At 71.4% G+C, this 20,630-nt stretch carries 22 protein-coding genes and 1 pseudogene; 15 read left to right on the plus strand and 8 right to left on the minus strand.

The window, feature by feature from the left end; translation table 11 throughout:
• Positions 1-3: 3 nt before the first annotated feature.
• Genes G6N37_RS05235 through G6N37_RS05245 form a run of 3 tightly spaced genes read left to right on the plus strand, consistent with a single transcriptional unit; the run spans position 4 to position 2,338 of the window.
• The gene (locus tag G6N37_RS05235; RefSeq protein ID WP_163676870.1) at positions 4-1,152 is read left to right on the plus strand and encodes an 8-amino-7-oxononanoate synthase; all 1,149 of its coding nucleotides are present in this window, start codon (positions 4-6) and stop codon (positions 1,150-1,152) included.
• On the plus strand, positions 1,149-1,829 hold the full coding sequence (gene bioD, locus G6N37_RS05240) for a dethiobiotin synthase (protein ID WP_163676873.1): 681 nt from the start codon (positions 1,149-1,151) through the stop codon (positions 1,827-1,829). Before G6N37_RS05235 ends, bioD begins: the two co-directional genes overlap by 4 nt.
• The gene (locus G6N37_RS05245) at positions 1,829-2,338 is read left to right on the plus strand and encodes a 2'-5' RNA ligase family protein (RefSeq protein ID WP_163676875.1); all 510 of its coding nucleotides are present in this window, start codon (positions 1,829-1,831) and stop codon (positions 2,336-2,338) included. Before bioD ends, G6N37_RS05245 begins: the two co-directional genes overlap by 1 nt.
• Here G6N37_RS05245 and G6N37_RS05250 read toward each other — a convergent pair.
• The 4 genes from G6N37_RS05250 to G6N37_RS25815 form a co-directional block, all read right to left on the minus strand.
• Entirely contained in the window at positions 2,335-3,699 is a 1,365-nt protein-coding gene (locus tag G6N37_RS05250) for a hypothetical protein (protein ID WP_163676879.1), read from the minus strand. The genes G6N37_RS05245 and G6N37_RS05250 overlap by 4 nt on opposite strands.
• On the minus strand, positions 3,696-4,049 hold the full coding sequence (locus G6N37_RS05255) for a hypothetical protein (protein WP_372514651.1): 354 nt from the start codon (positions 4,047-4,049) through the stop codon (positions 3,696-3,698). Before G6N37_RS05255 ends, G6N37_RS05250 begins: the two co-directional genes overlap by 4 nt.
• 9 nt (positions 4,050-4,058) lie before the next feature.
• The gene (locus G6N37_RS05260; RefSeq protein WP_163676886.1) at positions 4,059-5,903 is read right to left on the minus strand and encodes a hypothetical protein; all 1,845 of its coding nucleotides are present in this window, start codon (positions 5,901-5,903) and stop codon (positions 4,059-4,061) included.
• An 88-nt stretch (positions 5,904-5,991) separates the two neighbouring features.
• Entirely contained in the window at positions 5,992-6,162 is a 171-nt protein-coding gene (locus G6N37_RS25815; RefSeq protein ID WP_167527362.1) for a hypothetical protein, read from the minus strand.
• Positions 6,163-6,293: 131 nt separating this feature from the next.
• On the opposite strand from G6N37_RS25815, the gene bioB reads away from it, so the two are divergent.
• The 3 genes and pseudogenes from bioB to G6N37_RS05275 all read left to right on the plus strand — a co-directional run bounded on the left by bioB (position 6,294) and on the right by G6N37_RS05275 (position 8,231).
• Entirely contained in the window at positions 6,294-7,328 is a 1,035-nt protein-coding gene (gene bioB, locus G6N37_RS05265) for a biotin synthase BioB (RefSeq protein WP_163676889.1), read from the plus strand.
• Between the two features lie 14 nt (positions 7,329-7,342).
• Positions 7,343-7,570, plus strand: a complete 228-nt coding sequence (bsaP, locus tag G6N37_RS05270; RefSeq protein WP_163676892.1) for a biotin synthase auxiliary protein BsaP — start codon at positions 7,343-7,345, stop codon at positions 7,568-7,570.
• An 8-nt stretch (positions 7,571-7,578) separates the two neighbouring features.
• A pseudogene (locus G6N37_RS05275) lies at positions 7,579-8,231 on the plus strand (DUF2567 domain-containing protein).
• Here the strand turns inward: G6N37_RS05275 and G6N37_RS05280 are convergent.
• Together G6N37_RS05280 and G6N37_RS05285 are read right to left on the minus strand one after the other, a co-directional pair.
• Complete coding sequence (locus G6N37_RS05280) at positions 8,226-9,566, minus strand: lipase family protein (RefSeq protein ID WP_163676895.1); 1,341 nt, start codon at positions 9,564-9,566, stop codon at positions 8,226-8,228. The pseudogene G6N37_RS05275 and the gene G6N37_RS05280 overlap by 6 nt on opposite strands.
• A 189-nt stretch (positions 9,567-9,755) precedes the next feature.
• The gene (locus G6N37_RS05285) at positions 9,756-10,475 is read right to left on the minus strand and encodes an NUDIX hydrolase (protein ID WP_163676898.1); all 720 of its coding nucleotides are present in this window, start codon (positions 10,473-10,475) and stop codon (positions 9,756-9,758) included.
• Between the two features lie 46 nt (positions 10,476-10,521).
• On the opposite strand from G6N37_RS05285, the gene nadA reads away from it, so the two are divergent.
• From nadA to nadC, 3 genes are read left to right on the plus strand one after another with little or no spacing between them, the layout of a single operon-like run.
• Complete coding sequence (nadA, locus tag G6N37_RS05290) at positions 10,522-11,571, plus strand: quinolinate synthase NadA (RefSeq protein WP_163676901.1); 1,050 nt, start codon at positions 10,522-10,524, stop codon at positions 11,569-11,571.
• Positions 11,568-13,139: an L-aspartate oxidase gene (locus tag G6N37_RS05295; protein WP_163676904.1), complete on the plus strand. Its 1,572-nt coding sequence runs from the start codon at positions 11,568-11,570 to the stop codon at positions 13,137-13,139. Before nadA ends, G6N37_RS05295 begins: the two co-directional genes overlap by 4 nt.
• Positions 13,139-13,990, plus strand: coding sequence for a carboxylating nicotinate-nucleotide diphosphorylase (nadC, locus tag G6N37_RS05300; protein ID WP_068054769.1), 852 nt, complete (start codon positions 13,139-13,141; stop codon positions 13,988-13,990). Before G6N37_RS05295 ends, nadC begins: the two co-directional genes overlap by 1 nt.
• A gap of 5 nt (positions 13,991-13,995) precedes the next feature.
• Here nadC and G6N37_RS05305 read toward each other — a convergent pair whose 3' ends face one another.
• Positions 13,996-14,562 (minus strand): TetR/AcrR family transcriptional regulator, encoded by a 567-nt coding sequence (locus tag G6N37_RS05305; protein WP_163676907.1) that lies wholly within the window; start codon positions 14,560-14,562, stop codon positions 13,996-13,998.
• Positions 14,563-14,602: 40 nt separating this feature from the next.
• Between G6N37_RS05305 and G6N37_RS05310 the strand changes: the two genes are divergently transcribed.
• Positions 14,603-15,631: an alcohol dehydrogenase catalytic domain-containing protein gene (locus G6N37_RS05310; RefSeq protein WP_163676910.1), complete on the plus strand. Its 1,029-nt coding sequence runs from the start codon at positions 14,603-14,605 to the stop codon at positions 15,629-15,631.
• A 19-nt stretch (positions 15,632-15,650) separates the two neighbouring features.
• Here G6N37_RS05310 and G6N37_RS05315 read toward each other — a convergent pair whose 3' ends face one another.
• Positions 15,651-16,073: a nitroreductase family deazaflavin-dependent oxidoreductase gene (locus tag G6N37_RS05315; protein WP_163676913.1), complete on the minus strand. Its 423-nt coding sequence runs from the start codon at positions 16,071-16,073 to the stop codon at positions 15,651-15,653.
• 104 nt (positions 16,074-16,177) lie between these two features.
• Here G6N37_RS05315 and hisD point away from each other — a divergent pair, with 104 nt between their 5' ends.
• The 5 genes from hisD to priA are packed head-to-tail and all read left to right on the plus strand — an operon-like array spanning position 16,178 to position 20,630.
• A complete protein-coding gene (gene hisD / locus G6N37_RS05320) occupies positions 16,178-17,494 on the plus strand; it encodes a histidinol dehydrogenase (protein ID WP_163684638.1) in 1,317 nt (438 codons plus the stop codon).
• On the plus strand, positions 17,491-18,627 hold the full coding sequence (locus tag G6N37_RS05325; RefSeq protein ID WP_163676916.1) for a histidinol-phosphate transaminase: 1,137 nt from the start codon (positions 17,491-17,493) through the stop codon (positions 18,625-18,627). Before hisD ends, G6N37_RS05325 begins: the two co-directional genes overlap by 4 nt.
• Positions 18,624-19,250, plus strand: coding sequence for an imidazoleglycerol-phosphate dehydratase HisB (hisB, locus tag G6N37_RS05330; protein ID WP_163676919.1), 627 nt, complete (start codon positions 18,624-18,626; stop codon positions 19,248-19,250). The genes G6N37_RS05325 and hisB overlap by 4 nt, the downstream gene beginning before the upstream one ends.
• Positions 19,247-19,867: an imidazole glycerol phosphate synthase subunit HisH gene (hisH, locus tag G6N37_RS05335; protein WP_163676921.1), complete on the plus strand. Its 621-nt coding sequence runs from the start codon at positions 19,247-19,249 to the stop codon at positions 19,865-19,867. The genes hisB and hisH overlap by 4 nt, the downstream gene beginning before the upstream one ends.
• Positions 19,868-19,886: 19 nt before the next feature.
• Positions 19,887-20,630: a bifunctional 1-(5-phosphoribosyl)-5-((5-phosphoribosylamino)methylideneamino)imidazole-4-carboxamide isomerase/phosphoribosylanthranilate isomerase PriA gene (priA, locus tag G6N37_RS05340; protein WP_163676925.1), complete on the plus strand. Its 744-nt coding sequence runs from the start codon at positions 19,887-19,889 to the stop codon at positions 20,628-20,630.

A 20,630-nucleotide genomic window follows, 5' to 3' on the forward strand; every position in this document is an offset into this window, starting at 1 on the left:
GCGATGAGGGCACCGATCGAGACGTCACCGCTGGCCTGGCTGGACGCGGTGGAGCGGCAGCGCCGCGAGGCCGGGCTGCGCCGCTCGCTGCGGCCGCGCCCCCCGGTTGCCACCGAGCTGGACCTGGCGTCGAACGACTACCTCGGGCTGTCACAGCACCCCGACGTGATCGAGGGCGGCGTCGCGGCGCTGCGCATGTGGGGCGCCGGGGCCACCGGTTCCCGCCTGGTCACCGGCGACACCGAACTGCACCAGCAGTTCGAGTCCGAGCTCGCCGAGTACGTCGGCACGGCGGCGGGCCTGTTGTTCTCGTCGGGATACGCGGCCAATCTCGGCGCGGTCGTCGGCCTCTCGGGCCGGGGCGCGCTGCTGGTGTCCGACGCCCTTTCGCACGCCTCCCTGGTCGACGCCTGCCGGCTGTCGCGGGCCCGGGTGGTCGTGACGCCCCACCGCGACGTCGACGCGGTCGAGGCGGCCCTCGCCTCGCGCGACGAGGAGCGCGCCGTCGTCATCACGGAGTCGGTGTTCAGCCCCGACGGCGCCTTGGCGCCGCTGCGGGAGCTGCACGAGGTCTGTCGCCGCCACGGCGCGTTGCTGATCGTCGACGAGGCCCACGGCCTGGGCGTGCGGGGTGGGGGGCGCGGGCTGCTGTACGAGCTCGGGCTGGCGGGCGCGCCCGACGTGGTGATGACCACGACGCTGTCCAAGGCGCTGGGCAGCCAGGGCGGCGTGGTGCTCGCACCGGCGGCGGTGCGGGCCCACCTGATCGATGCGGCGCGGACGTTCATCTTCGACACCGGCCTGGCGCCCGCGGCGGTGGGCGCCGCGCGGGCCGCGCTGAGCGTGCTGCGCGCCGAACCGTGGCGACCCGAGGCCGTGGTGCGCCACGCCCGCACCCTGGCCGAGGCGTGCGACGTTCCCGACGTCCCGCAGTCGGCGGTGGTGTCGGTGATCCTGGGCGACCCGGAGGTGGCCCTGGCCGCCGCGACCGCCTGCCTGGACGCCGGCGTGAAGGTGGGCTGCTTCCGGCCCCCGACCGTGCCGGCCGGGACGTCCCGCCTGCGACTGACCGCACGCGCGTCGCTGGACGCGGCCGAGCTCGAGCTCGCCCGGCGGGTACTCACCGACGTCCTCGCTGTGACGCGCCGTTGACCGTCCTGGTTGTCACGGGCACGGGCACCGGCGTCGGCAAGACCGTTGTCACCGCGGCGCTGGCCTGTCACGCCCGGCAGGCCGGCCTCGACGTGGCCGTGTGCAAACCCGTCCAGACCGGTACCGACTCCGGCGACGACGACCTCGCCGAGGTCGCCCGGCTGTCCGGCGTGGCCGAGCTGGCCGGACTGGCCCGCTACCCGCAACCCCTGGCGCCGGTCGCCGCGGCCGAGCACGCCGGCGCGGCGCTGCCCACCGGCGACGACGTGGTGCGGCTGATCACCGGCCTGGACCGCCCGGGGCGGTTGACGCTGGTCGAGGGGGCGGGCGGGCTGCTGGTCGAGCTCGCCGCCGCGGGCGTCACCCTGCGCGACCTGGCCGTCGAGTTGGGGGCCGCGGCGCTGGTCGCGGTCACCGCCGGGCTGGGCACCCTGAACCACACCGCGCTGACACTGGAAGCGCTTGCCGTGCATCGGGTTACGTGCGCCGGCCTGGTGATCGGCAGCTGGCCGGCACGGCCCGGGCCGGTGGAGAGCTCGAATCGCTCCGCCCTGGACCGGCTGGCTCCCGTGCGGGCGGCGCTGCCCGCCGGGGCCGGATCGATGGACGCCGCGGAGTTCGCGGACATGAGCGCGGCCGCGTTCGACCGCGACTGGGTCACCGCGCAGGTCCGCTGATGGTCCATTCCATCGAGCTGCTCTTCGACGGCGAGACCGAGTCGACGATCCGTGGGCTCTGGGATGCGCTGGCGGGCGCCGGGATCCCCAGCCAGGCGCCCGCCGGGCGGCCCCACGTCACGCTCGCGGTGGCCGACCGCATCGCCGAGGACGCCGACGCCGCGCTGCGGCCGCTGATCCAGCGGCTGCCGCTGGGCTGCGCCGTCGGCGCGTCGCTGCTGCTCGGGCGGTCCAATGCGATCCTGGCCCGGCTCATCGTGCCCTCGGCGGCGTTGATCGATTTCCACTCGGAGGTGCACCGGCTGTGCGGTGAGCACCTGGCCCCCGCGCCGGCCCCCACCTGCCTGCCCGGTCAGTGGACCCCGCATGTCACGCTCGCCCGCCGCGTCGGTGGACCGGCGCTGGGCCGGGCGCTGCGCATCGCGGGTCGACCCCCGCTGGTCGAGGGCAGCTTCGCCGGCCTGCGCCACTGGAACGGCGAGAAGAAGGTCGACCACCTGGTCCGCTAGCCGCCGAACAGCAGATACAGGCCGGTGAACGTGTAGGCGACCATGACCAGCATCATCGTCAGCTGGCCGGTCAGTTGGTGACCGCTGGGCAGCAGCCGCAGCGCCTTGTCGTGGGCCGCGATCACCGCGAGGATGTGGCCGGTCACCACGCACGCCACCTTGATCCCGGCCAGCACCGGCGGGTGGGTGGACAACACGTAGGCCACCTGCTGGTGCGCCAGGCCGAGCAGGTTCCAGCCGCGGCCGAACGGGTCGGCCAGCGCCAAGACAGCCTGCTGCCCGCGCTCGACGAGGTAGGTCAGGTAGTGGGCGAAGATGTAGCCCACCACGATCGGGATCAGCGAATGCGCCATCTGCCCGGGCAGGGCCCGGCGGTGCCGCGAGTCCACGCCGCCCGTCGCGCGTGCGGCGAGCGAAAAGCTCACCGCCACAACCGAAATGAAGACGATCAGGCCGACGGTTCGCAGCAGCGACGACGAGAGCGTCGGACTCAGGCCGATGCCGCGGGAGAGCCCGTCGGCGAAGCCGCGCCACGTCGGGGACGACGAGAAACTGTCGAACGCCGTCGACCCCAGCAACACCGCGAGCAACACCACCACGCCGGGCCGCACGGGCAGCGACGGCAAATGGTCGAGGGGGTTTCCGACGACGATCTTCCAGTTCTCCGGGTTGCGGCGAAAGGGCGACAGGCGGGACACCGCCATGCTGTACACCCCGAATGGGTCGGCGCGGGCCAGCCAGCGCTGGCCGCACAACCAGGCGCCCACCAGCATGGTCACGGCATAGACGGCCAGCCACGCCCGCACCCACGGCAGCGATGCCGGGTTGGGGCTGGCCAGTTCCATCCAGACGAACGCGAACAGGCCGAGCGCGGCCGGGCGGTAGCCCCAGCCCTCGGGATAGGACAGCCGCGGCCGGTGCAGGCGCTCGGGCGTGCCGAGCCGCAGCAACAAATACACCGTGCGCATCGGCGAGACGACCCGCCAGACGGGCCCGAACAGCAGCGACAGCGCGACCAGCCCGACCCACAGCAGCACGTAGAACACGCCGAGCAGGGCATTGGTCTCCGACTGCGGGCCCCACAGCCCGGCCGCCACCGCCCACGCCGCGAACATCAGCGCCAGCGCGGCGGCCGTCCACCGCGTCGCCCGCGCGTCGACCGCAGCGGTCACCGCCGCCGGCAGCGGGCGGCCCGGCTTGAGCGGGTCGAACCGCGGCCGGCGCCACGCGAAGGCGACCAGCGCGAAGGTGAACGTCAGCGCCCACGCCGCGCCGACCATCGCATACAGATAGGGCACCGGCAGGTCGCCGGAGCCGCCGAGACCGTGCGCGAGCACCACCGTCGCGCTCCGGGCGCTCACGGCTGGATCTGGATGGTCGCGATCGTGCGGTCCAGGTGGTGCAGCTCCACCTCGACGGTGCCGGGTACGTCGACGGCGAACTGGAAGGTTTGGTTCGGCGCCGCGGCCACCGGGAACTTGTGGTCGGGCGTCGAGTGCACGTGCAGCTCGTCGGTGGCGTCACTCGTCACGCGCAGGGTGATCTGCTGCTTGACCCTGGCCTGCAGGCTGGCGTTGGTCGGGGTGACCTGGCCGTTGGCGATGGTGACGTTGATATCGGGGCCGGCCGCCGGCGGCGGCGTCTTACCGCCGCAGGCGACCAGGGCGCACGCCAGCGCCACCACCCATGCCGGAGCCAGGGCCCTACGCATCCCCATCGATCACGCCGCCCTGGGCGCACCGGGCACGGCGTGCTTTTCTTCCTCCGGCCGCTTCGGCAGGCTGTCGAAGTTGTTGATCCGGCCGGCGCCCCAGGTCAGGGCGGTGATCACCATCAGCGTCAGGAACAGCACGACGATCCCACCGGCGGTGAACAGCCAGGCCGGCGCGCTCTGGTCGCGTTCGCGCTGCAGGATCGTGACCTCCAGGACGAACGGCCGCGTGCTGGTCGCGAGCGCGGGGACCTCGGGCGCCGGGATGGCGTCGTCGGCGGGCTCGTAGATCGGCACGGCCGTCATCGTGCGGCCGTCCTGCACCCGCAACAGCGTCTTCCAGTCTCCCCACACCGGGACCGGCTGGGTGGACCGGTAGTGCCCCGGCCCGACCTTGGCGAGCTTGTCGATCATCAGGCCCCGGTCGTTCTGCATCCGCCCCTGCCAGGACAGGATCGTCAGCCAGTCCGGGTGGTCACTGACCATGGTGGTCGGGGAGATCATCACGTCGGCCGACACCATGCGTTGCCCCGCAGGGCTGGGGAGATCCGTCAGCGTCACGGTGGCCGTATTCTTGCCCGGCACGAGAATGTGCAAGCCGTTGGCCACCGCGACGCCGATCACCAACACCGCCGCCGCCACCACCGAAATGCCGACCCCGCGGCTTGGCAGGCGCTGGCCGGTGAGGACCAGGCCGAACAGCGCTCCGCATATCCCGGTCAATGCCGCGACGGGCACCGACATCGCCAGCGCCTCGCCCCACATGCTCGTCGGCCACGGGTAGTGGTACACCGCGCCGATCCACAGCGATTCCAGCCACAGCCCCACCGTGGCCACCGCGAGGCCGGAGACGGCGCCGAAGGCCACCGGACGCTTGATCAACGGGGTCAGCGCCACCAGCTCGACGACGAGGGCGGGACCCAGGTACAGCGGGAACCAGTTGATCGGCGCGCCCAGGATGGGTCCGACCACCACCGCGACCGCGCCCCGCAGCGCGATCGCGAACACCGCCGCGATGATCGCGGCGCCGCGCCCCATCGTCACACGGGCGGCAACGGCCGCCAGCGCCGACGCCGCGGCGATCAGCATCGGCTGAAACACCAGCCGGAACTGCGGGACCCCGAAGTCGAACTCGATCTGGTAGACGGACAGGCCGATGAACAACCCGCCGAAGGACAGGTAACGCAGGAAGGTGATGAACGCGCCGTGCGTCACCTCGTCGGCGTCGTGCGCCTCTCCTTCACGCTCCAGCATCAGCACCGAGAACAGCGAAAAACACGCCCCGCCGATCATCATCAAATGTGTTGGGCCCCAGAGGGTTACGTCTTGCCCAAAGATCCGGTGCCAGATGTCGTCCAGCGGGAACCCGATCATCGCGTACATCCCGCAGCCCGCCATCAGGAGGCCGCCGACGGGCGCGTACCAGTTGCGCGTGATGCGCACCGCCGCGGGACCCGGTTTGTCGAACGGCAGCACGACCGCGACCATGCCGCCGACGAAGATTCCGAACAGGCCGATGATGATGAAGTAGTGCGCGGGGTTGGCCAGGGGGCCGGAGTCGCGTCCGTTGCCGATGTGCCAGCTGACGTCCCAGATGAACCCGAACAGGGCGCAGATGATGAATGTGGTGAAGATGAGGACCGGTAGCGCCACCCAGTTGGGCCGGTGGAACTTCTCGCCCAGCTTGTCGGCGATCCGGGTCAACCACTCGATGCGATGAGTGCGGTGGGCATGACCGACCCACAGCATGATGGCCGCGATCACGACCGCCGCGACCGACAGCCCGATCACCTGGTTGAGGCCGGCGCCGCGCGCCGGCGCCTCGGCAACGAAAGTGAGTTCCGCCGATTTCATCGTCAAACCCTCCCAACAGCGCCCGCCCGCGTGGCGAGCTGTGATCCAGCTCGCACGAAGCGGAATGCCCAAATCAAGGGCCGGTCAATCACCGATTTTCGTCGTTGCGCTGCCCGGCGTCCTCCGGCTCGCCGGGGGAACGGCGGTCCTTCAGCGCGGCGTACAAGACCACGGCGACGACGACCACCGCCGGCAGAAACGCCGGAATCGCCAGCAGGAGCATGTGGTGGGCTACGTACGCGACGTGCGGATCGGTCATTGTGGTCGGATACCCCGGCGGAGGCCATCTCCTGTGGCCGTTACCCTACTTTGAACACTTTTTATTCGCAGCTGCCACCGGGTGGCAGGGGTGGCCGCGCGCTCGGCCAACGAAGATGCAGGGGAGTACTGGTGACTCAAGCGGCCACTCGACCGGCGACCGGCGCCCACGACGCGGACATCCTGGCGGTTGCCCGCGACCAGGTGCTCGAGCGCGGTGAGGGGCTGAGCCGGGAGCAGGTGTTGCGGGTGCTGCAGCTGCCCGACGAGCGGCTCGACGACCTGCTGGCGCTGGCCCACGAGGTGCGCATGCGCTGGTGCGGGCCCGAGGTCGAGGTGGAGGGCATCATCAGCCTGAAGACCGGCGGCTGCCCGGAGGATTGTCATTTCTGCTCGCAGTCGGGGTTGTTCGCCTCCCCGGTGCGCAGCGCCCGGCTGGACATTCCCAGCCTGGTCGAGGCCGCCAAGCAGACGGCCAAGTCGGGCGCCACCGAGTTCTGCATCGTGGCCGCCGTGCGCGGGCCCGACGAGCGGCTGATGACCCAGGTGGCGGCCGGCATCGAGGCGATCCGCAACGAGGTCGAGATCAACATCGCCTGCTCGCTGGGCATGCTGACCGCCGAGCAGGTCGAGCAGCTCTCGGCGATGGGTGTGCACCGCTACAACCACAACCTCGAGACCGCCCGCTCGTTCTTCACCAACGTCGTGACGACCCACACCTGGGAAGAGCGCTGGCAGACGCTGTCGATGGTGCGCGACGCCGGCATGGAGGTGTGCTGCGGCGGCATCCTGGGCATGGGCGAGACGCTCGAGCAGCGCGCGGAGTTCGCCGCCGAGCTGGCCGAGCTGGGGCCCGACGAGGTGCCGTTGAACTTCCTCAACCCGCGTCCCGGCACACCGTTCGGCGACCTGGAGGTGCTGCCGGTGGCCGAGGCGCTCAAGTCGGTGGCCGCCTTCCGCCTCGCGTTGCCGCGGGCCATGCTGCGGTTCGCCGGGGGCCGCGAGATCACCCTGGGCGACCTCGGCGCCAAGCAGGGCATCCTGGGCGGCATCAACGCCGTGATCGTCGGCAACTACCTGACCACACTCGGCCGCCCGGCCGAAGCCGATCTGGAATTGCTCGACGACCTGCAGATGCCGATCAAGGCGCTCAACGCCACGCTGTAAGAGACTTGGCGACAGTGGTTCGGGATCTGGGCGCTCCGGTCAGCGCCGGCGTGTACAACGTCTACACCGGGGAATTGGGGGGCACCGCGGTGCCGACAGCGGCGCAGTTGGGCCTCGAGCCGCCCCGGTTCTGTGCGGAGTGCGGACGCCGGATGGTGGTGCAGGTTCGTCCCGACGGCTGGCGGGCGCAGTGCTCGCGGCACGGTCAGGTCGACTCCGCCGACCTGGAGGCGCAGAGGTGACCGGTTCCATGCAGGGTCCCGAACATCCGCCGGCCGCAACCGTCCCGCGCAGGTCGCGGGCCCGCGCCATCGCCGTCGCCGGACTGGGATCGTCAGTGATCGGCGTGCTGATCGGCGCGTTGTGGGCGTGGATCGCCCGCCGATCCACGCCGTGGTGGCGCTCACCCGAGCAGGTGAACGGGTGCACGACTATCTGGGCACCGAGTCCGAGCACTTCTTCGACGCCCCGTGCCTGATGTTGGGCCTGCTGACCGTGCTGGCCGTGGTGGGGCCGGTGCTGGCGTGGCAGTGGCGTGAGCACCGCGGGCCGGGGATGGTCGTCGCGCTGTCGTCGGGCATGCTGACCGCGGCGGCGGCCGCGACGGCAATCGCGGCGGCGCTGGTGAGGATCCGTTACGGCGCACTGAACTTCGACGCGGTGCCGCTGTCCAAAGCCCCATCGGTGGCGTACGTCATCCAGGCGCCCCCGGTGTTCTTCGCGCACCACCCGCTGCGGGCGGCGCTGACCCTGCTGTGGCCCGCCGCCATCGCCGCGCTGGTTTATGCGGTGCTTGCCGCCGCAGACGCGCGCGACGACCTGGGCGCCGTGCCGCCGGGCGACCGGCCTTCCGACGCGCTGCCGGTGGGAGCCGGGGGCGCCTCGGAAGCGCCCGTCTCATAGCGGGCGGCGGTGAATCCTCCGGCCGAAGATGACTTTGGCCGCGATCTTGGTCAGCCGGGCCATCCCGACGTAGGTCATCGGGTGAAACATCGTCGGCCAGGTGGTCCGGATCAGGTGCTCGGTCAGCGGCCGGCGGTCGAACCGGTCCGTGAGCCAGCGCAGCGTCATCGGAGCGGACAACGGGTGTAGCAGCATGTGCTCGTTGAACGCATCCCGGTGGTAGGTGACCTTGGCGCCGCCGGCCGAATAGGCGTCGGCGAGCACGTCGATGTCTTTGACGTCGATGAGGTAGTCGTGGACGGCCTGCACGATCAGCACGGGCGGCGTCGGCACGGCCACGCCCAGCTTGATGTTCTCGAAGACGTGGGTGACCTCGGGCGTCGACAGGATGTTCTCGAGCGGCTCGTCGAGGTAGTCGCCCATGTTCTTGCCGGCCATCCGGATGACCGCCTCCACGGTCGTCATCTTCTCGAGCGACTCGAGCAGGGCGCGCCCCTCCTCGTTGCTGTGCTCTTTGATCACCCTGTCCAGCTCGGGGTAGATATGGGCGAGCGCGGCCACCACCAGGGCGGGCAGCCCCGACAAGAAACTGCCGTTGAGCCTGCGGAAGGTGTTGCCCAGGTCCCCGACGGGTGATCCCAGCACCGCCCCGACGATGTCGAGTTCGGGTGCGTAATCGGCGCACACCTCGGCCGCCCAGGCGCTGGCCAGGCCGCCGCCGGAGTACCCCCACAGGCCGATGGGCGCCGACGCAGACAGCCCGAGCCGTTCCGAACCCAGGGCCGCCCGGATGCCGTCCAGGACGCGATAGCCGGGCTCGTAGGGCGCGCCCCACAGCCCGTGCAGGCCCTCGTGGTCGGGCACCGAGACGGCCCAGCCCTCGGCGACGGCGGCGGTGATCAGCAAGAGTTCGAGCTGCCCGATCGACCCCAGGGCCTTCGCCCGGCGCCGCAGCGCATACGACGGGAAGCAGCGGGACGACACGGCGTCGATCGCGCACTGGTAGGACAGCAGCGGGCAGGGACGCTCCGGGGCGAGCTCGGCCGGGACGATCACCGTCGTCGCCGTGGCCTCGGGCTCGCCGTTCATGTCCATGGTCCGGTAGAGCAACTGGACGGCCTTGACGGGCTGCGGGATCAGGCCAAGGAACGCCAGCTCGACGTCGCGCGAGCGCAGCACCGTTCCGGGCTCGGCATGCTGGAAGCCGAGTGGCGGCTGGTAGAACGGGTCGTCCGAGGGCAGCAGCGGGCGCACTTTGCGCTGCAGTTCCTCATGCGGTGGCCGGGCGATCCACTCCGCGCCACGTGTGCCTGCCAGATTGCCGAGCTCAGCCATTGAGGCTCCCTTCTAGGCCACCCGGCATTCTTGCCCATGAACGGCAGGTAACCAAAACGCAATCGCCGCGTTGTGGGCGACTTCTCGGCAGGGGATGCAGGTCAGACGCGCCACAGCTATCGATCTCATGAATGTCCCCCGATGGCGCGTCGGGCAAACGCGGCCGGGCAAACGCGGCAGGGCCGGAGGTCAGACCTGAACCGGCTGTCCGGGGGGCCGCAGCGCGGCGAATTCATCGGTGACCCGCAGCCGGGAGTCGGTGAAGTGGTAGAGGGCGGCCGGCCGGCCCCCGCTGCGACCGGACTGCGCGATGGTGCCGGTCTGGCTGATCACGCCGCGACGGACCAGCACCCGCTGCAGATTCGTCGCGTCGACCTGGTAGCCCAGCGCGGCGCCGTAGATGTCGCGCAGCGTGGAGAGCGCGAATTCCTTTGGCGCCAAGGCGAAACCGAGGTTGGTGTAGGACAGCTTGGCGACCAGCCGGGCGTGGGCGTGCGTCACCATCGGGCCGTGATCGAAGGCCATCGGCGGCAGGCAGCTCACCGGGTGCCAGCGGGTGTCCGGCGGCAGCTCGGGGGTGGCGGGGGAGGGCACCAGTCCCAGGAAGGTGGACGCGATGACCCGGGCGCCCGGCACCCGGTCCGGGTCGGAGAACACCGCCAGCTGTTCGAGGTGGGCGACCTCTTTGAGGTCCACCTTCTCGGCGAGTTGGCGGCGGACCGAGGTGGTCATGTCCTCGTCGGTGCGCAGCCGCCCGCCGGGCAGCGACCAGGCGCCGCGCTGCGGTTCCTTGGCGCGCTGCCATAACAGCACGTTCAGCTGCGGTTTTTGTGTTCGCGGGCCGGCCGTTACCTGCCGAACCTGAAACACCACCGCGAGCACCTCGTGTTCAGTGCTAGTATGGCCCATGTTTTCGATTATAAGTCGAAAACCTCGTGGGCTGAAAGGAGCCGCCGTGACGGTTATGAATCGCATGGACACGCTCGCCGAAGACATGATGGCCGACGTCACCAACTCGCCCACCGGTTACGCCGGGGTGGACGGCGACGGGCGGTGGGCCGCCGAGATCCGCCGCCTGGCCAAGCTGCGCGGCGCCACGGTGCTCGCGCACAACTACCAGCTGCCCGCGATCCAGGACGTCGCCGACCACGTGGGGGACTCGCTGGCCCTGTCGCGGATCGCCGCCGAGGCGCCCGAGGACACCATCGTGTTCTGCGGGGTCCACTTCATGGCCGAGACCGCCAAGATCCTCAGCCCGGAGAAGACGGTCCTCATCCCGGACCAGCGGGCCGGCTGCTCGCTGGCCGACTCGATCACCGCCGACGAGCTGCGCGCCTGGAAGGACGAGCACCCCGGCGCCGTCGTCGTCTCCTACGTCAACACCACCGCCGCGGTGAAGGCGCTCACCGACATCTGCTGCACGTCGTCCAATGCGGTCGACGTGGTGAACTCCATCGACCCCGACCGCGAGGTCCTGTTCTGCCCGGACCAATTCCTCGGGGCCCACGTGCGCCGGGTGACCGGCCGCACGAACATGCACGTGTGGGCCGGCGAATGCCACGTCCACGCCGGGATCAACGGCGACGAGCTGTCCGAGCAGGCCCGCGCGAACCCCGACGCCGAGTTGTATGTGCATCCCGAATGTGGTTGTGCCACTTCAGCGTTGTACCTCGCCGGCGAGGGCGCCTTCCCGGCGGACCGGGTGAAGATCCTGTCCACGGGCGGCATGCTGGACGCCGCGCACGAGACCCGGGCCCGCAAGGTGCTGGTGGCCACCGAGGTCGGCATGCTGCATCAGCTGCGCCGGGCGGCCCCGCAAGTCGACTTCCGGGCCGTCAACGACCGGGCGTCCTGCAAGTACATGAAGATGATCACGCCCGCGGCCCTGCTGCGCTGCCTGGTGGACGGGGCCGACGAAGTCGACGTCGACCCCGAGACCGCGGCGGCGGGCCGCCGCAGCGTGCAGCGAATGATCGCGATCGGCCAGCCGGGCGGTGGCGAATGATCGTCCGGCCGGCCTGGAGGGACAGCGCCGACGTCGTCGTCATCGGTACCGGTGTCGCGGGACTGGCCGCGGCCCTGGCCGCCCGTCGCGCCGGGCGCAGCGTCGTCGTGCTGAGCAAGGCCGACCAGGCGCGCATGACGGCGACCCACTACGCCCAGGGCGGCATCGCGGTGGTCTTGCCCGACGGCGACGACTCCGTGGAGGCCCACGTGGCCGACACCGTGGCCGCGGGCGCCGGGCTGTGTGATCCCGACGCGGTGGCATCGATCGTCGCCGACGGCTTCCGGGCGGTGTCCGAATTGGTCGGTGCCGGAGCGCGATTCGATGAGGCCGCCCCGGGACGCTGGGACGTGACGCGCGAAGGTGGACACTCGCGGCGGCGGATCGTGCACGCCGGCGGCGACGCCACCGGCGCCGAGGTGCAGCGCGCGCTCGACCACGCCGCCCGGCTGCTGGACATCCGCACCAGCCACGTCGCGCTGCGTGTGCTGCACGACGGCACGGCCGTGACCGGCGTGTCCGTCGGCAACCCGGACGGCTACGGGATCATCAGCGCGCCCGCGGTGATCCTGGCCTCCGGCGGGCTCGGTCACCTCTACGGCGCGACCACCAATCCCGAGGGCTCCACCGGCGACGGCATCGCGTTGGCGCTGTGGGCCGGTGTCGCGGTCAGCGACCTCGAGTTCATCCAGTTCCACCCGACGATGCTCTTCGGTGGCGGCGGCGGCCGGCGTCCGCTGATCACCGAGGCCATCCGCGGTGAGGGCGCGATACTGCTTGACCGGCAAGGTAATTCGGTCACCGCCGGCGTTCATCCGATGGGCGACCTGGCGCCGCGTGACGTCGTCGCCGCCGCCATCGACACGCGTCTGAAGGCGACCGGCGACCCGTGCGTCTTCCTCGACGCGCGCGGCATCGAGGGCTTCGCCACCCGGTTCCCGACCGTGACCGCCGCGTGCCGCGCCGCCGGCATCGACCCCGTCCGCCAACCCATCCCGGTGGTGCCGGGCGCGCACTACAGCTGCGGGGGCGTCGTCACCGACGTGCACGGGCAGACCGAGCTGCCGGGGCTCTTCGCCGCCGGCGAGGTGGCGCGTACCGGCATGCACGGCGCCAACCGGCTGGCGTCCAACAGCCTGCTGGAGGGCCTGGTGGTCGGGGGCCGCGCCGGTAAGGCCGCGGCCGCGCACGCGGCGGCGGCGGGCCGCGTCGTGGCGTCGGAGTGCGAGCCGTCCGCCCACACCGCCCCGGAGCGCGGCCGGTTGCAGGCCGCGATGAGCCGCGACGCCTCGGTGGTGCGCGACTCCGCCGGGCTCAGCCGGTTGTCCGACACGCTGTCGGGGGCGCCGGTGCGCGCCATCGCCGGCCGTCGCGATTTCGAGGACGTCGCGTTGGCCATGGCCGCCCGCGCGGTGACGGCCGCGGCCCTGGCCCGCGACGAGAGCCGGGGCTGCCACCACCGGGCCGAATACCCCGACCCCGCGCCGGAGCAGGCGCGCAGCAGCGTGCTGCGGCTGGCCGACGACCGCAACTCGGTGGCGGTGGAGGCGCTGGCGGCGGTGGGCTGATGATGCTGCCCGACGAACGCAGCGCCGCTCAGGACACCATCCGGCGCGCTCTGGAAGAGGACCTGCGGTACGGGCCCGACGTCACCACGCTCGCGACGGTGCCCGCCGGCGCGGTGGCCACGGCATCGATGGTGCCCCGCGAGGCCGGCGTGATCGCCGGCGTCGAGGTGGCGCTGCTGGTCCTCGACGCCGTCCTCGCCGGTGGCTACGAGGTGGTGCACAGCGTCGAGGACGGCGCGCGGCTGCAGCCCGGCGAGCCGGTGCTGACCGTGCGCGCGGACACCCGCGGCCTGCTGACCGCCGAGCGGACGATGCTCAACCTGGTCTGCCACCTGTCGGGCATCGCCACCACGACGGCGGCCTGGGTCGACGCCGTGCACGGCACCAAGGCCAAGGTCCGCGACACCCGCAAAACCCTGCCCGGGCTGCGCGCGCTGCAGAAATACGCGGTGCGGGTCGGCGGGGGCGTCAACCACCGGATGGGCCTGGGGGACGCGGCGCTGATCAAGGACAACCACGTGGTGGCCGCCGGATCGGTGGTGGACGCGCTGCGGGCGGTGCGCGACGCGGCGCCGGATCTGCCCTGCGAGGTGGAGGTGGACTCCCTCGAGCAGCTCGACGAGGTGCTGGCCGAAAAGCCCGAACTGGTGCTGCTCGACAACTTCCCGGTATGGCAGACGCAGATGGCCGTGCAGCGCCGGGACGCGCGCGCGCCCGCCGTCCTGCTCGAGTCCTCCGGCGGACTCAGCCTGGACAACGCCGCCACCTACGCGGCGACCGGGGTGGACTACCTCGCCGTGGGCGCGTTGACGCACTCCGTGCGCGCGCTCGACGTCGGCCTGGACATGTAGGGCCGTCAGCCGCGCAGCAGCCTGCGTGCGGCGGGCTTGGCGGCGGCGAGCGCGCCAGCGTCACCGGAGATCCGGGACAGGATCAGCGCGCCCTCGATCAACGAGATCACCGCAAGCGCAACCTGTTCCGCCGCATCGGCCGACCAGCCGTCGGAGCGCAACCGTCCCTCGACCGCCGCACACCAGCCCTTGAAGGCGCGGGCGGAGGCCTCGCGCATCAGCGGGCTCGCGTCCACCGACTCGGTGGCGATCGGCTCGATCGGGCAACCGTCGCGCGGGTCGCCGGCCAGCCCGGCCTCCAGGAGGTCGATCCAGCGGTCGACGACATCGGCCACGGGCCGTTCGGTCGCCAGGAACCGGCGCAGCAGTTGCTCGATGGCGGACCCGGTCGCGTCGACGACCGCGGCGGCCAGTTCCTGCTTGCCCCGCGGGAAGTGGTGATACAGCGATCCGGGCTTGACGCCGGCCTCGTCGAGGATCTGGTTGAGCCCGGTGGCCGCAAAACCCTGGCGCCGGAACAGGGTGGCGGCGGCGTCGATCAGCGCTGCGCGGCTGCGGTCTGGGCGGGGCATGCTATTGACTTTACTTGAGTGATCACTCAAGAATGCAGAGATGAGGCAGTTGACGTTCGAAGAGGCCGGGCGCTACTCGTGGCGCGAGGTGCCCGACCCGGCGATCACCGCGCCCGCACAGGCGCTGGTCCGGCCGGTGGCGGTGGCCTGCTGCGACCTGGACGTCGGCGTCAGCCAGGGCTGGCTGCCGGTGCCGCCGGGGCACGCGGTCGGTCACGAGGGCATCGCCGAGGTCGTCGCCGTCGGCGACGACGTGCGCGGCGTCCGGGTGGGCGATCGGGTGGTGGTGCCCTTCCAGATCAGCTGCGGAAGCTGCGCCGCATGCCGCCGCGGCGTCACCGGTTCGTGCGCCTCGGTGCCGTTGATGGCGACCTACGGGATGGCCTCGATCTCCGGGCTGGACGGCGGGGGCTTCATGTCGGATCTGGTGCTGGTGCCCTATGCCGACGCGATGCTGATCCCGCTCCCCGCGGGCGTCGACCCGGTCACCATCGCGTCGCTCTCGGACAACATCCCCGACGCCTGGCGGGCCGTCGGGCCCTATGCGCCCGAATTGGCGGCGCTCGATCCGGCCGAGCGCCGCGTCCTGGTGGTCGGGCGGCTGTCGATCGGGCTGTATGCGGCGGCCTTGGCGGTGGCGCTCGGAGCCCGCGTCGACTACCTCGACACCGATCAACAGCGCCTGGCGGCCGCCGAAAAGCTCGGTGCCGCCGCGCACGACCGGGTCAAGCCGGACAAGTCATGGGATCCCTACCCCGTCACCGCGCACACCTCGGCCGATCCCGCGGTCCTTGCCGCCACGCTGCGCGCGACCTGGCCGGACGGGGTCTGCACCGACACCGGGATCTACTTCCAACCCACCGTCGAGATGCCGCTGCTATCGATGTACACCCGCGGCGTGCGCTTCGTCACGGGGCGGGTGAACGCGCGTGTGGTCATCCCGCAGGTGCTCGAGCTGCTGACCGGCGGGTGCGACCTGTCACCGGCCGTGGACCGCGTCGTGCCGTGGGAGGACGCGCCTTCGGTCTGGCCGGCGATGACCGGTAAGACCGTCTTCACTCGCGCCTAGGCCGGCGCCCAGGCCTCCTCTAGGAAATGTCGCCGACGAAGACGCCTATCCGGCGCAGCTGCATGCGGGCCATCCGGGGCAGGCGCTCGGCCTCGGGGCCGTCCGAGCCGGCCGGCAGGATCCGCGGGTTGGTGATGTGCACCACGCGATTGCGGCTGAACTGGACGTCGGCCTCGCCGGCCGCCAGGACGTTCTTGACCCAGTTCGTCTTGCCGTGGCCGAGCGCGATCGCCAGCACGTTCCCCTTGCGGTAGGGGGTGATGATGGTCTCGTACGATGTGCCGGAGGTGCGGCCACGGTGCTTGATGGTCGCGGTCCCGGGCAGAAACCGGGCGATCGGCTTCACCGCCGGGTTGAAATACTTGATCTGGAAGCGCTCGAACCAGGGCGGGAACACCATCGGGACGCCCGGGGCGTTATTGGGGTGATCCTTCGCGGACATGACGGCTCCTGAGTTGGATGGGCCTTTGAACGGCACTGTACCGGCCGGATATCCACTTGAGTTCCTCTGGGACAATGGAGGCGATGAGTACCGCTTCAGCACCCGTGATGGCCCGCATCGACCTGCGGGGCGCGGCGCTGACGGCTGCCCGGCTGCGGTCGGCGCTGCCGCGCGGCGGCGCCGATGTGGAGAGCGTGCTGCCCAAGGTGCGCCCGATCGTGGACGCCGTCGCCGAGCGGGGCGCCGATGCGGCGCTGGAGTACGGGGAGGCGTTCGACGGCGTGCGTCCCGCGGCCGTCCGGGTGCCCGGCGCGGCACTCGAGGCGGCGCTGGCCGGGCTGGATCGCGACGTCGTCGAGGCCCTGCGCGTGATGATCGAACGTGCCCGCGCGGTGCACGCCGACCAGCGCCGCGCCGACGTCACCACGACGCTGGGCCCGGGCGCGACGGTCACCGAGCGGTGGGTGCCTGTCGAGCGGGTGGGCCTGTACGTGCCCGGCGGCAACGCGGTGTACCCGTCGAGCGTGGTGATGAACGTGGTGCCGGCGCAGACCGCGGGCGTCGACTCACTGGTGGTGGCCAGCCCCCCGCAGGCTCGCTTTGACGGTCTGCCGCATCCGACGATCCTGGCCGCGGCCCGGTTGCTCGGGATCGACGAGGTGTGGGCCGTCGGCGGCGCGCAGGCGGTGGCGCTGCTGGCCTACGGCGGCACCGACACCGATGGTCGCGAACTCATGCCCGTCGACCTGATCACCGGGCCCGGCAACATCTACGTCACCGCCGCCAAGCGGCTGTGCCGCTCCCGGGTGGGCATCGACGCCGAAGCCGGGCCCACCGAGATCGCCATCCTCGCCGACCACACCGCCGACCCCGCGCACGTGGCCGCCGACCTGATCAGCCAGGCCGAACACGACGAGATGGCGGGCAGCGTGCTGGTGACCGCGAGCGAGGAGCTGGCCGCCGCCACCGAGACAGAGGTGGCCGCCCAGCTGCGCACGACGGTGCACCGCGACCGGGTGACAGCCGCCCTGTCCGGCCGACAATCGGCCATCATCCTGGTCGACGACCTGGACGCCGGGATCAAGGTGGTCAACGCCTACGCCGCCGAACACCTGGAGATCCAGACCGCCGACGCCCCGCAGGTCGCCGCGCGAATCCGTTCGGCCGGAGCCATTTTCGTCGGCCCCTACTCGCCGGTGAGCCTCGGCGACTACTGCGCCGGATCCAACCACGTCCTGCCGACCGCGGGTTCCGCCCGCCATTCCAGCGGCCTGTCGGTGCAGACCTTCCTGCGCGGCATCCACGTCGTCGACTACACCGAGGCCGCCCTCAAGGACGTCTCGGGACACGTGGTCACGCTGGCCAAGGCCGAAGACCTGCCGGCGCACGGCGAGGCGATCCGGCGGAGGTTCGAGCGATGACCGGTCCGGAGAACCCCACGCTGGACGACCTGCCACTGCGCGACGACCTGCGCGGCAAATCACCCTACGGCGCACCGCAACTGGCGGTCCCGGTGCGGCTGAACACCAACGAGAACCCGCACCCGCCCAGCCGCGCGCTGGTGGACGACGTCGTCCGGTCGGTGGCCGAGGCGGCCGCCGACCTGCACCGCTATCCCGACCGGGACGCGGTGGACCTGCGCCGCGACCTGGCGGCCTACCTCACCGCGCAGACCGGGGCGCGGCTCGGGGTGGAAAACGTCTGGGCGGCAAACGGTTCCAACGAGATCCTGCAACAGCTGCTGCAGGCGTTCGGCGGCCCCGGGCGCACCGCGATCGGGTTCGTCCCGTCCTACTCGATGCACCCGATCATCTCCGACGCGACGCGCACGGAATGGCTTGAGGGCGTCCGCGCCGACGACTTCAGCCTCGACGTCGAGGCCGCGGTCGCCGCGATCGCGGACCGCCGGCCCGACGTGGTCTTCGTCGCCAGCCCGAACAACCCGTCCGGGCAGAGCGTTGCGCTGCCCGCCCTGCGGCGGCTGCTCGACGCGGTGCCGGGCATCCTGATCGTCGACGAGGCCTACGGCGAGTTCTCCTCCGAGCCCAGCGCGGTCGGGCTGGTGCGCGAGTATCCGACCAAGCTGATCGTCACCCGCACGATGAGCAAGGCGTTCGCCTTCGCCGGTGGGCGGCTCGGATACCTGATCGCCACGCCCGCGGTGATCGACGCGATGCTGCTGGTGCGGCTGCCGTACCACCTGTCGTCGATCACCCAGGCCGCGGCCCGGGCCGCGCTGCGGCACGCCGACGACACCCTGAGCAGCGTCGCCACGCTGATCGACGAACGTGAGCGTGTCTCAAAGGCGTTGAGCGCCATGGGTTTCCGGGTGATCCCGAGTGACGCGAACTTCGTGCTGTTCGGCCAGTTCACCGACGCACCGGCCACCTGGCGACGCTACCTGGATGCCGGCGTCTTGATCCGCGACGTCGGGATTCCCGGTTACCTGCGCGCGACGACGGGACTCGCCGAGGAGAACGACGCATTCTTGCGGGCCAGCGCGCAGATCGCCGCCACCGAACTGGCACCAGCCACCCCAGTAGGAGCCCCGTGACCGCCACAGGACAAGCGACCCGGCGCGCGCGTATCGAACGCCGCACCAAGGAATCCGACATCGTCGTCGAGCTGGACCTCGACGGCACCGGCCAGGTGCACGTCGACACCGGTGTGCCGTTCTACGACCACATGCTGACGGCGCTGGGCAGCCACGCGAGCTTCGACCTGACCGTCCGCACCAAGGGCGACGTCGAGATCGAGGGCCATCACACCATCGAGGACACCGCGATCGTCCTGGGGCAGGCGCTCGGCCAGGCCCTGGGCGACAAGCGGGGCATCCGCCGGTTCGGTGACGCCTTCATCCCGATGGACGAGACGCTGGCCCACGCTGTCGTCGACGTGTCCGGCCGGCCCTACTGCGTACACACCGGGGAGCCGGATCACCTGCGGCACACCACCATCGCCGGCAGCTCGGTGCCGTACCACACCGTCATCAACCGGCACGTGTTCGAGTCGCTGGCCATGAACGCCCGCATCGCGCTGCACGTGCGCGTCCTCTACGGCCGCGACCCGCACCACATCACCGAAGCGCAGTACAAGGCGGTGGCCCGTGCGTTGCGTCAGGCCGTCGAGCCCGACCCCCGGGTGTCCGATGTGCCGTCCACCAAAGGCGTTCTGTGACAACACCATCCGTCGTCGTCCTGGATTACGGCTCGGGCAACCTACGGTCGGCCCAGCGCGCTCTGCAGCGGGCCGGCGCGTCGGTCGAGGTGACCGACGACCCCGATGCGGCCGCCGCCGCCGACGGGCTGGTGGTCCCCGGCGTCGGGGCGTTCGAGGCGTGCATGACCGGCCTGCGCAAAGTTCACGGCGACCGCATCATCGCCGACCGGGTCGCCGCCGGGCGGCCGGTGCTGGGGGTCTGCGTCGGGATGCAGATCCTGTTCGCCAGCGGTGTCGAATTCGGCGTGCAGACAACGGGTTGCGGGCAGTGGCCGGGGGAGGTCACCCGGCTGGACGCCCCGGTGATCCCGCACATGGGCTGGAACGTCGTCGAAGCCGGGGCCGGCACCACCCTGTTCAAGGGGCTGGACGCCGACACCCGGTTCTACTTCGTGCACTCCTACGCCGCGCAGCAATGGGAGGGCTCGCCCGAGGCCGTGCTCACCTGGGCCACCCACCGGGTGCCCTTCCTGGCCGCCGTCGAGCAAGGGCCGCTGTCGGCCACCCAGTTCCACCCCGAGAAGAGCGGGGATGCCGGTGCGGCGGTGTTGCGCAATTGGATCGAGGCGCTGTGACGAACGGCTTGGAGGGAATGTGTTGATCTTGTTGCCCGCGGTCGACGTGGTCGACGGCCGCGCCGTGCGGCTGGTCCAGGGCAAGGCGGGCAGCGAAACGGAGTACGGCTCGGCGCTGGACGCGGCGCTGGGCTGGCAGCGCGACGGCGCGGAATGGATCCACCTGGTCGACTTGGACGCGGCCTTCGGGCGCGGCTCGAACCGCGAACTGCTCGCCGAGGTGGTCGGCAAGCTCGACGTGCAGGTGGAGCTGTCCGGCGGGATCCGGGACGACGAGTCCCTGGCCGCGGCGCTGGCCACCGGCTGCGCCCGGGTCAACCTGGGCACGGCGGCCCTGGAGAATCCGCAGTGGTGCGCGCGCGCGATCGGCGAGCACGGCGAGAAGGTCGCCGTCGGGCTGGACGTGCAGATCGACAAAACCAACCCAGCGGGGCGGCACCGGTTGCGCGGGCGTGGCTGGGAAACCGACGGCGGCGACCTGTGGGACGTGCTGGAACGCCTGGACGGCGAAGGCTGTTCGCGCTTCGTCGTCACCGACGTCAGCAAGGACGGCACGCTGGGCGGACCCAACCTCGAGCTGCTGGCCGCCGTCGCCGAGCGGACCGACGCGCCGGTGATCGCCTCCGGCGGCGTGTCGAGCCTGGATGACCTCCGCGCGATCGCCACCCTGACCGACCGCGGCGTCGAGGGAGCCATCGTCGGGAAAGCCCTCTACGCCGGGCGGTTCACCCTGCCGCAGGCGCTGGCCGCGGTCGCGGGGTAG

It is taken from the genome of Mycobacterium seoulense, assembly GCF_010731595.1.
GTDB lineage: Bacteria > Actinomycetota > Actinomycetes > Mycobacteriales > Mycobacteriaceae > Mycobacterium > Mycobacterium seoulense.

What these genes read in the sequence shown, in the direction of transcription:
- G6N37_RS05325 (WP_163676916.1), top strand. Translation starts at nt 17,491, where the DNA reads ATGACCGGTCCGGAGAACCCCACGCTGGACGACCTGCCACTGCGCGAC.
- G6N37_RS05280 (WP_163676895.1), bottom strand. Translation starts at nt 9,566, where the DNA reads ATGGCTGAGCTCGGCAATCTGGCAGGCACACGTGGCGCGGAGTGGATC.
- G6N37_RS05295 (WP_163676904.1), top strand. Translation starts at nt 11,568, where the DNA reads ATGATCGTCCGGCCGGCCTGGAGGGACAGCGCCGACGTCGTCGTCATC.
- G6N37_RS05245 (WP_163676875.1), top strand. Translation starts at nt 1,829, where the DNA reads ATGGTCCATTCCATCGAGCTGCTCTTCGACGGCGAGACCGAGTCGACG.
- G6N37_RS05310 (WP_163676910.1), top strand. Translation starts at nt 14,603, where the DNA reads ATGAGGCAGTTGACGTTCGAAGAGGCCGGGCGCTACTCGTGGCGCGAG.
- G6N37_RS05305 (WP_163676907.1), bottom strand. Translation starts at nt 14,562, where the DNA reads ATGCCCCGCCCAGACCGCAGCCGCGCAGCGCTGATCGACGCCGCCGCC.
- G6N37_RS05315 (WP_163676913.1), bottom strand. Translation starts at nt 16,073, where the DNA reads ATGTCCGCGAAGGATCACCCCAATAACGCCCCGGGCGTCCCGATGGTG.
- G6N37_RS05260 (WP_163676886.1), bottom strand. Translation starts at nt 5,903, where the DNA reads ATGAAATCGGCGGAACTCACTTTCGTTGCCGAGGCGCCGGCGCGCGGC.
- G6N37_RS05255 (WP_372514651.1), bottom strand. Translation starts at nt 4,049, where the DNA reads ATGCGTAGGGCCCTGGCTCCGGCATGGGTGGTGGCGCTGGCGTGCGCC.
- G6N37_RS05285 (WP_163676898.1), bottom strand. Translation starts at nt 10,475, where the DNA reads ATGGGCCATACTAGCACTGAACACGAGGTGCTCGCGGTGGTGTTTCAG.
- nadC (WP_068054769.1), top strand. Translation starts at nt 13,139, where the DNA reads ATGATGCTGCCCGACGAACGCAGCGCCGCTCAGGACACCATCCGGCGC.
- G6N37_RS05235 (WP_163676870.1), top strand. Translation starts at nt 4, where the DNA reads ATGAGGGCACCGATCGAGACGTCACCGCTGGCCTGGCTGGACGCGGTG.
- G6N37_RS25815 (WP_167527362.1), bottom strand. Translation starts at nt 6,162, where the DNA reads ATGACCGATCCGCACGTCGCGTACGTAGCCCACCACATGCTCCTGCTG.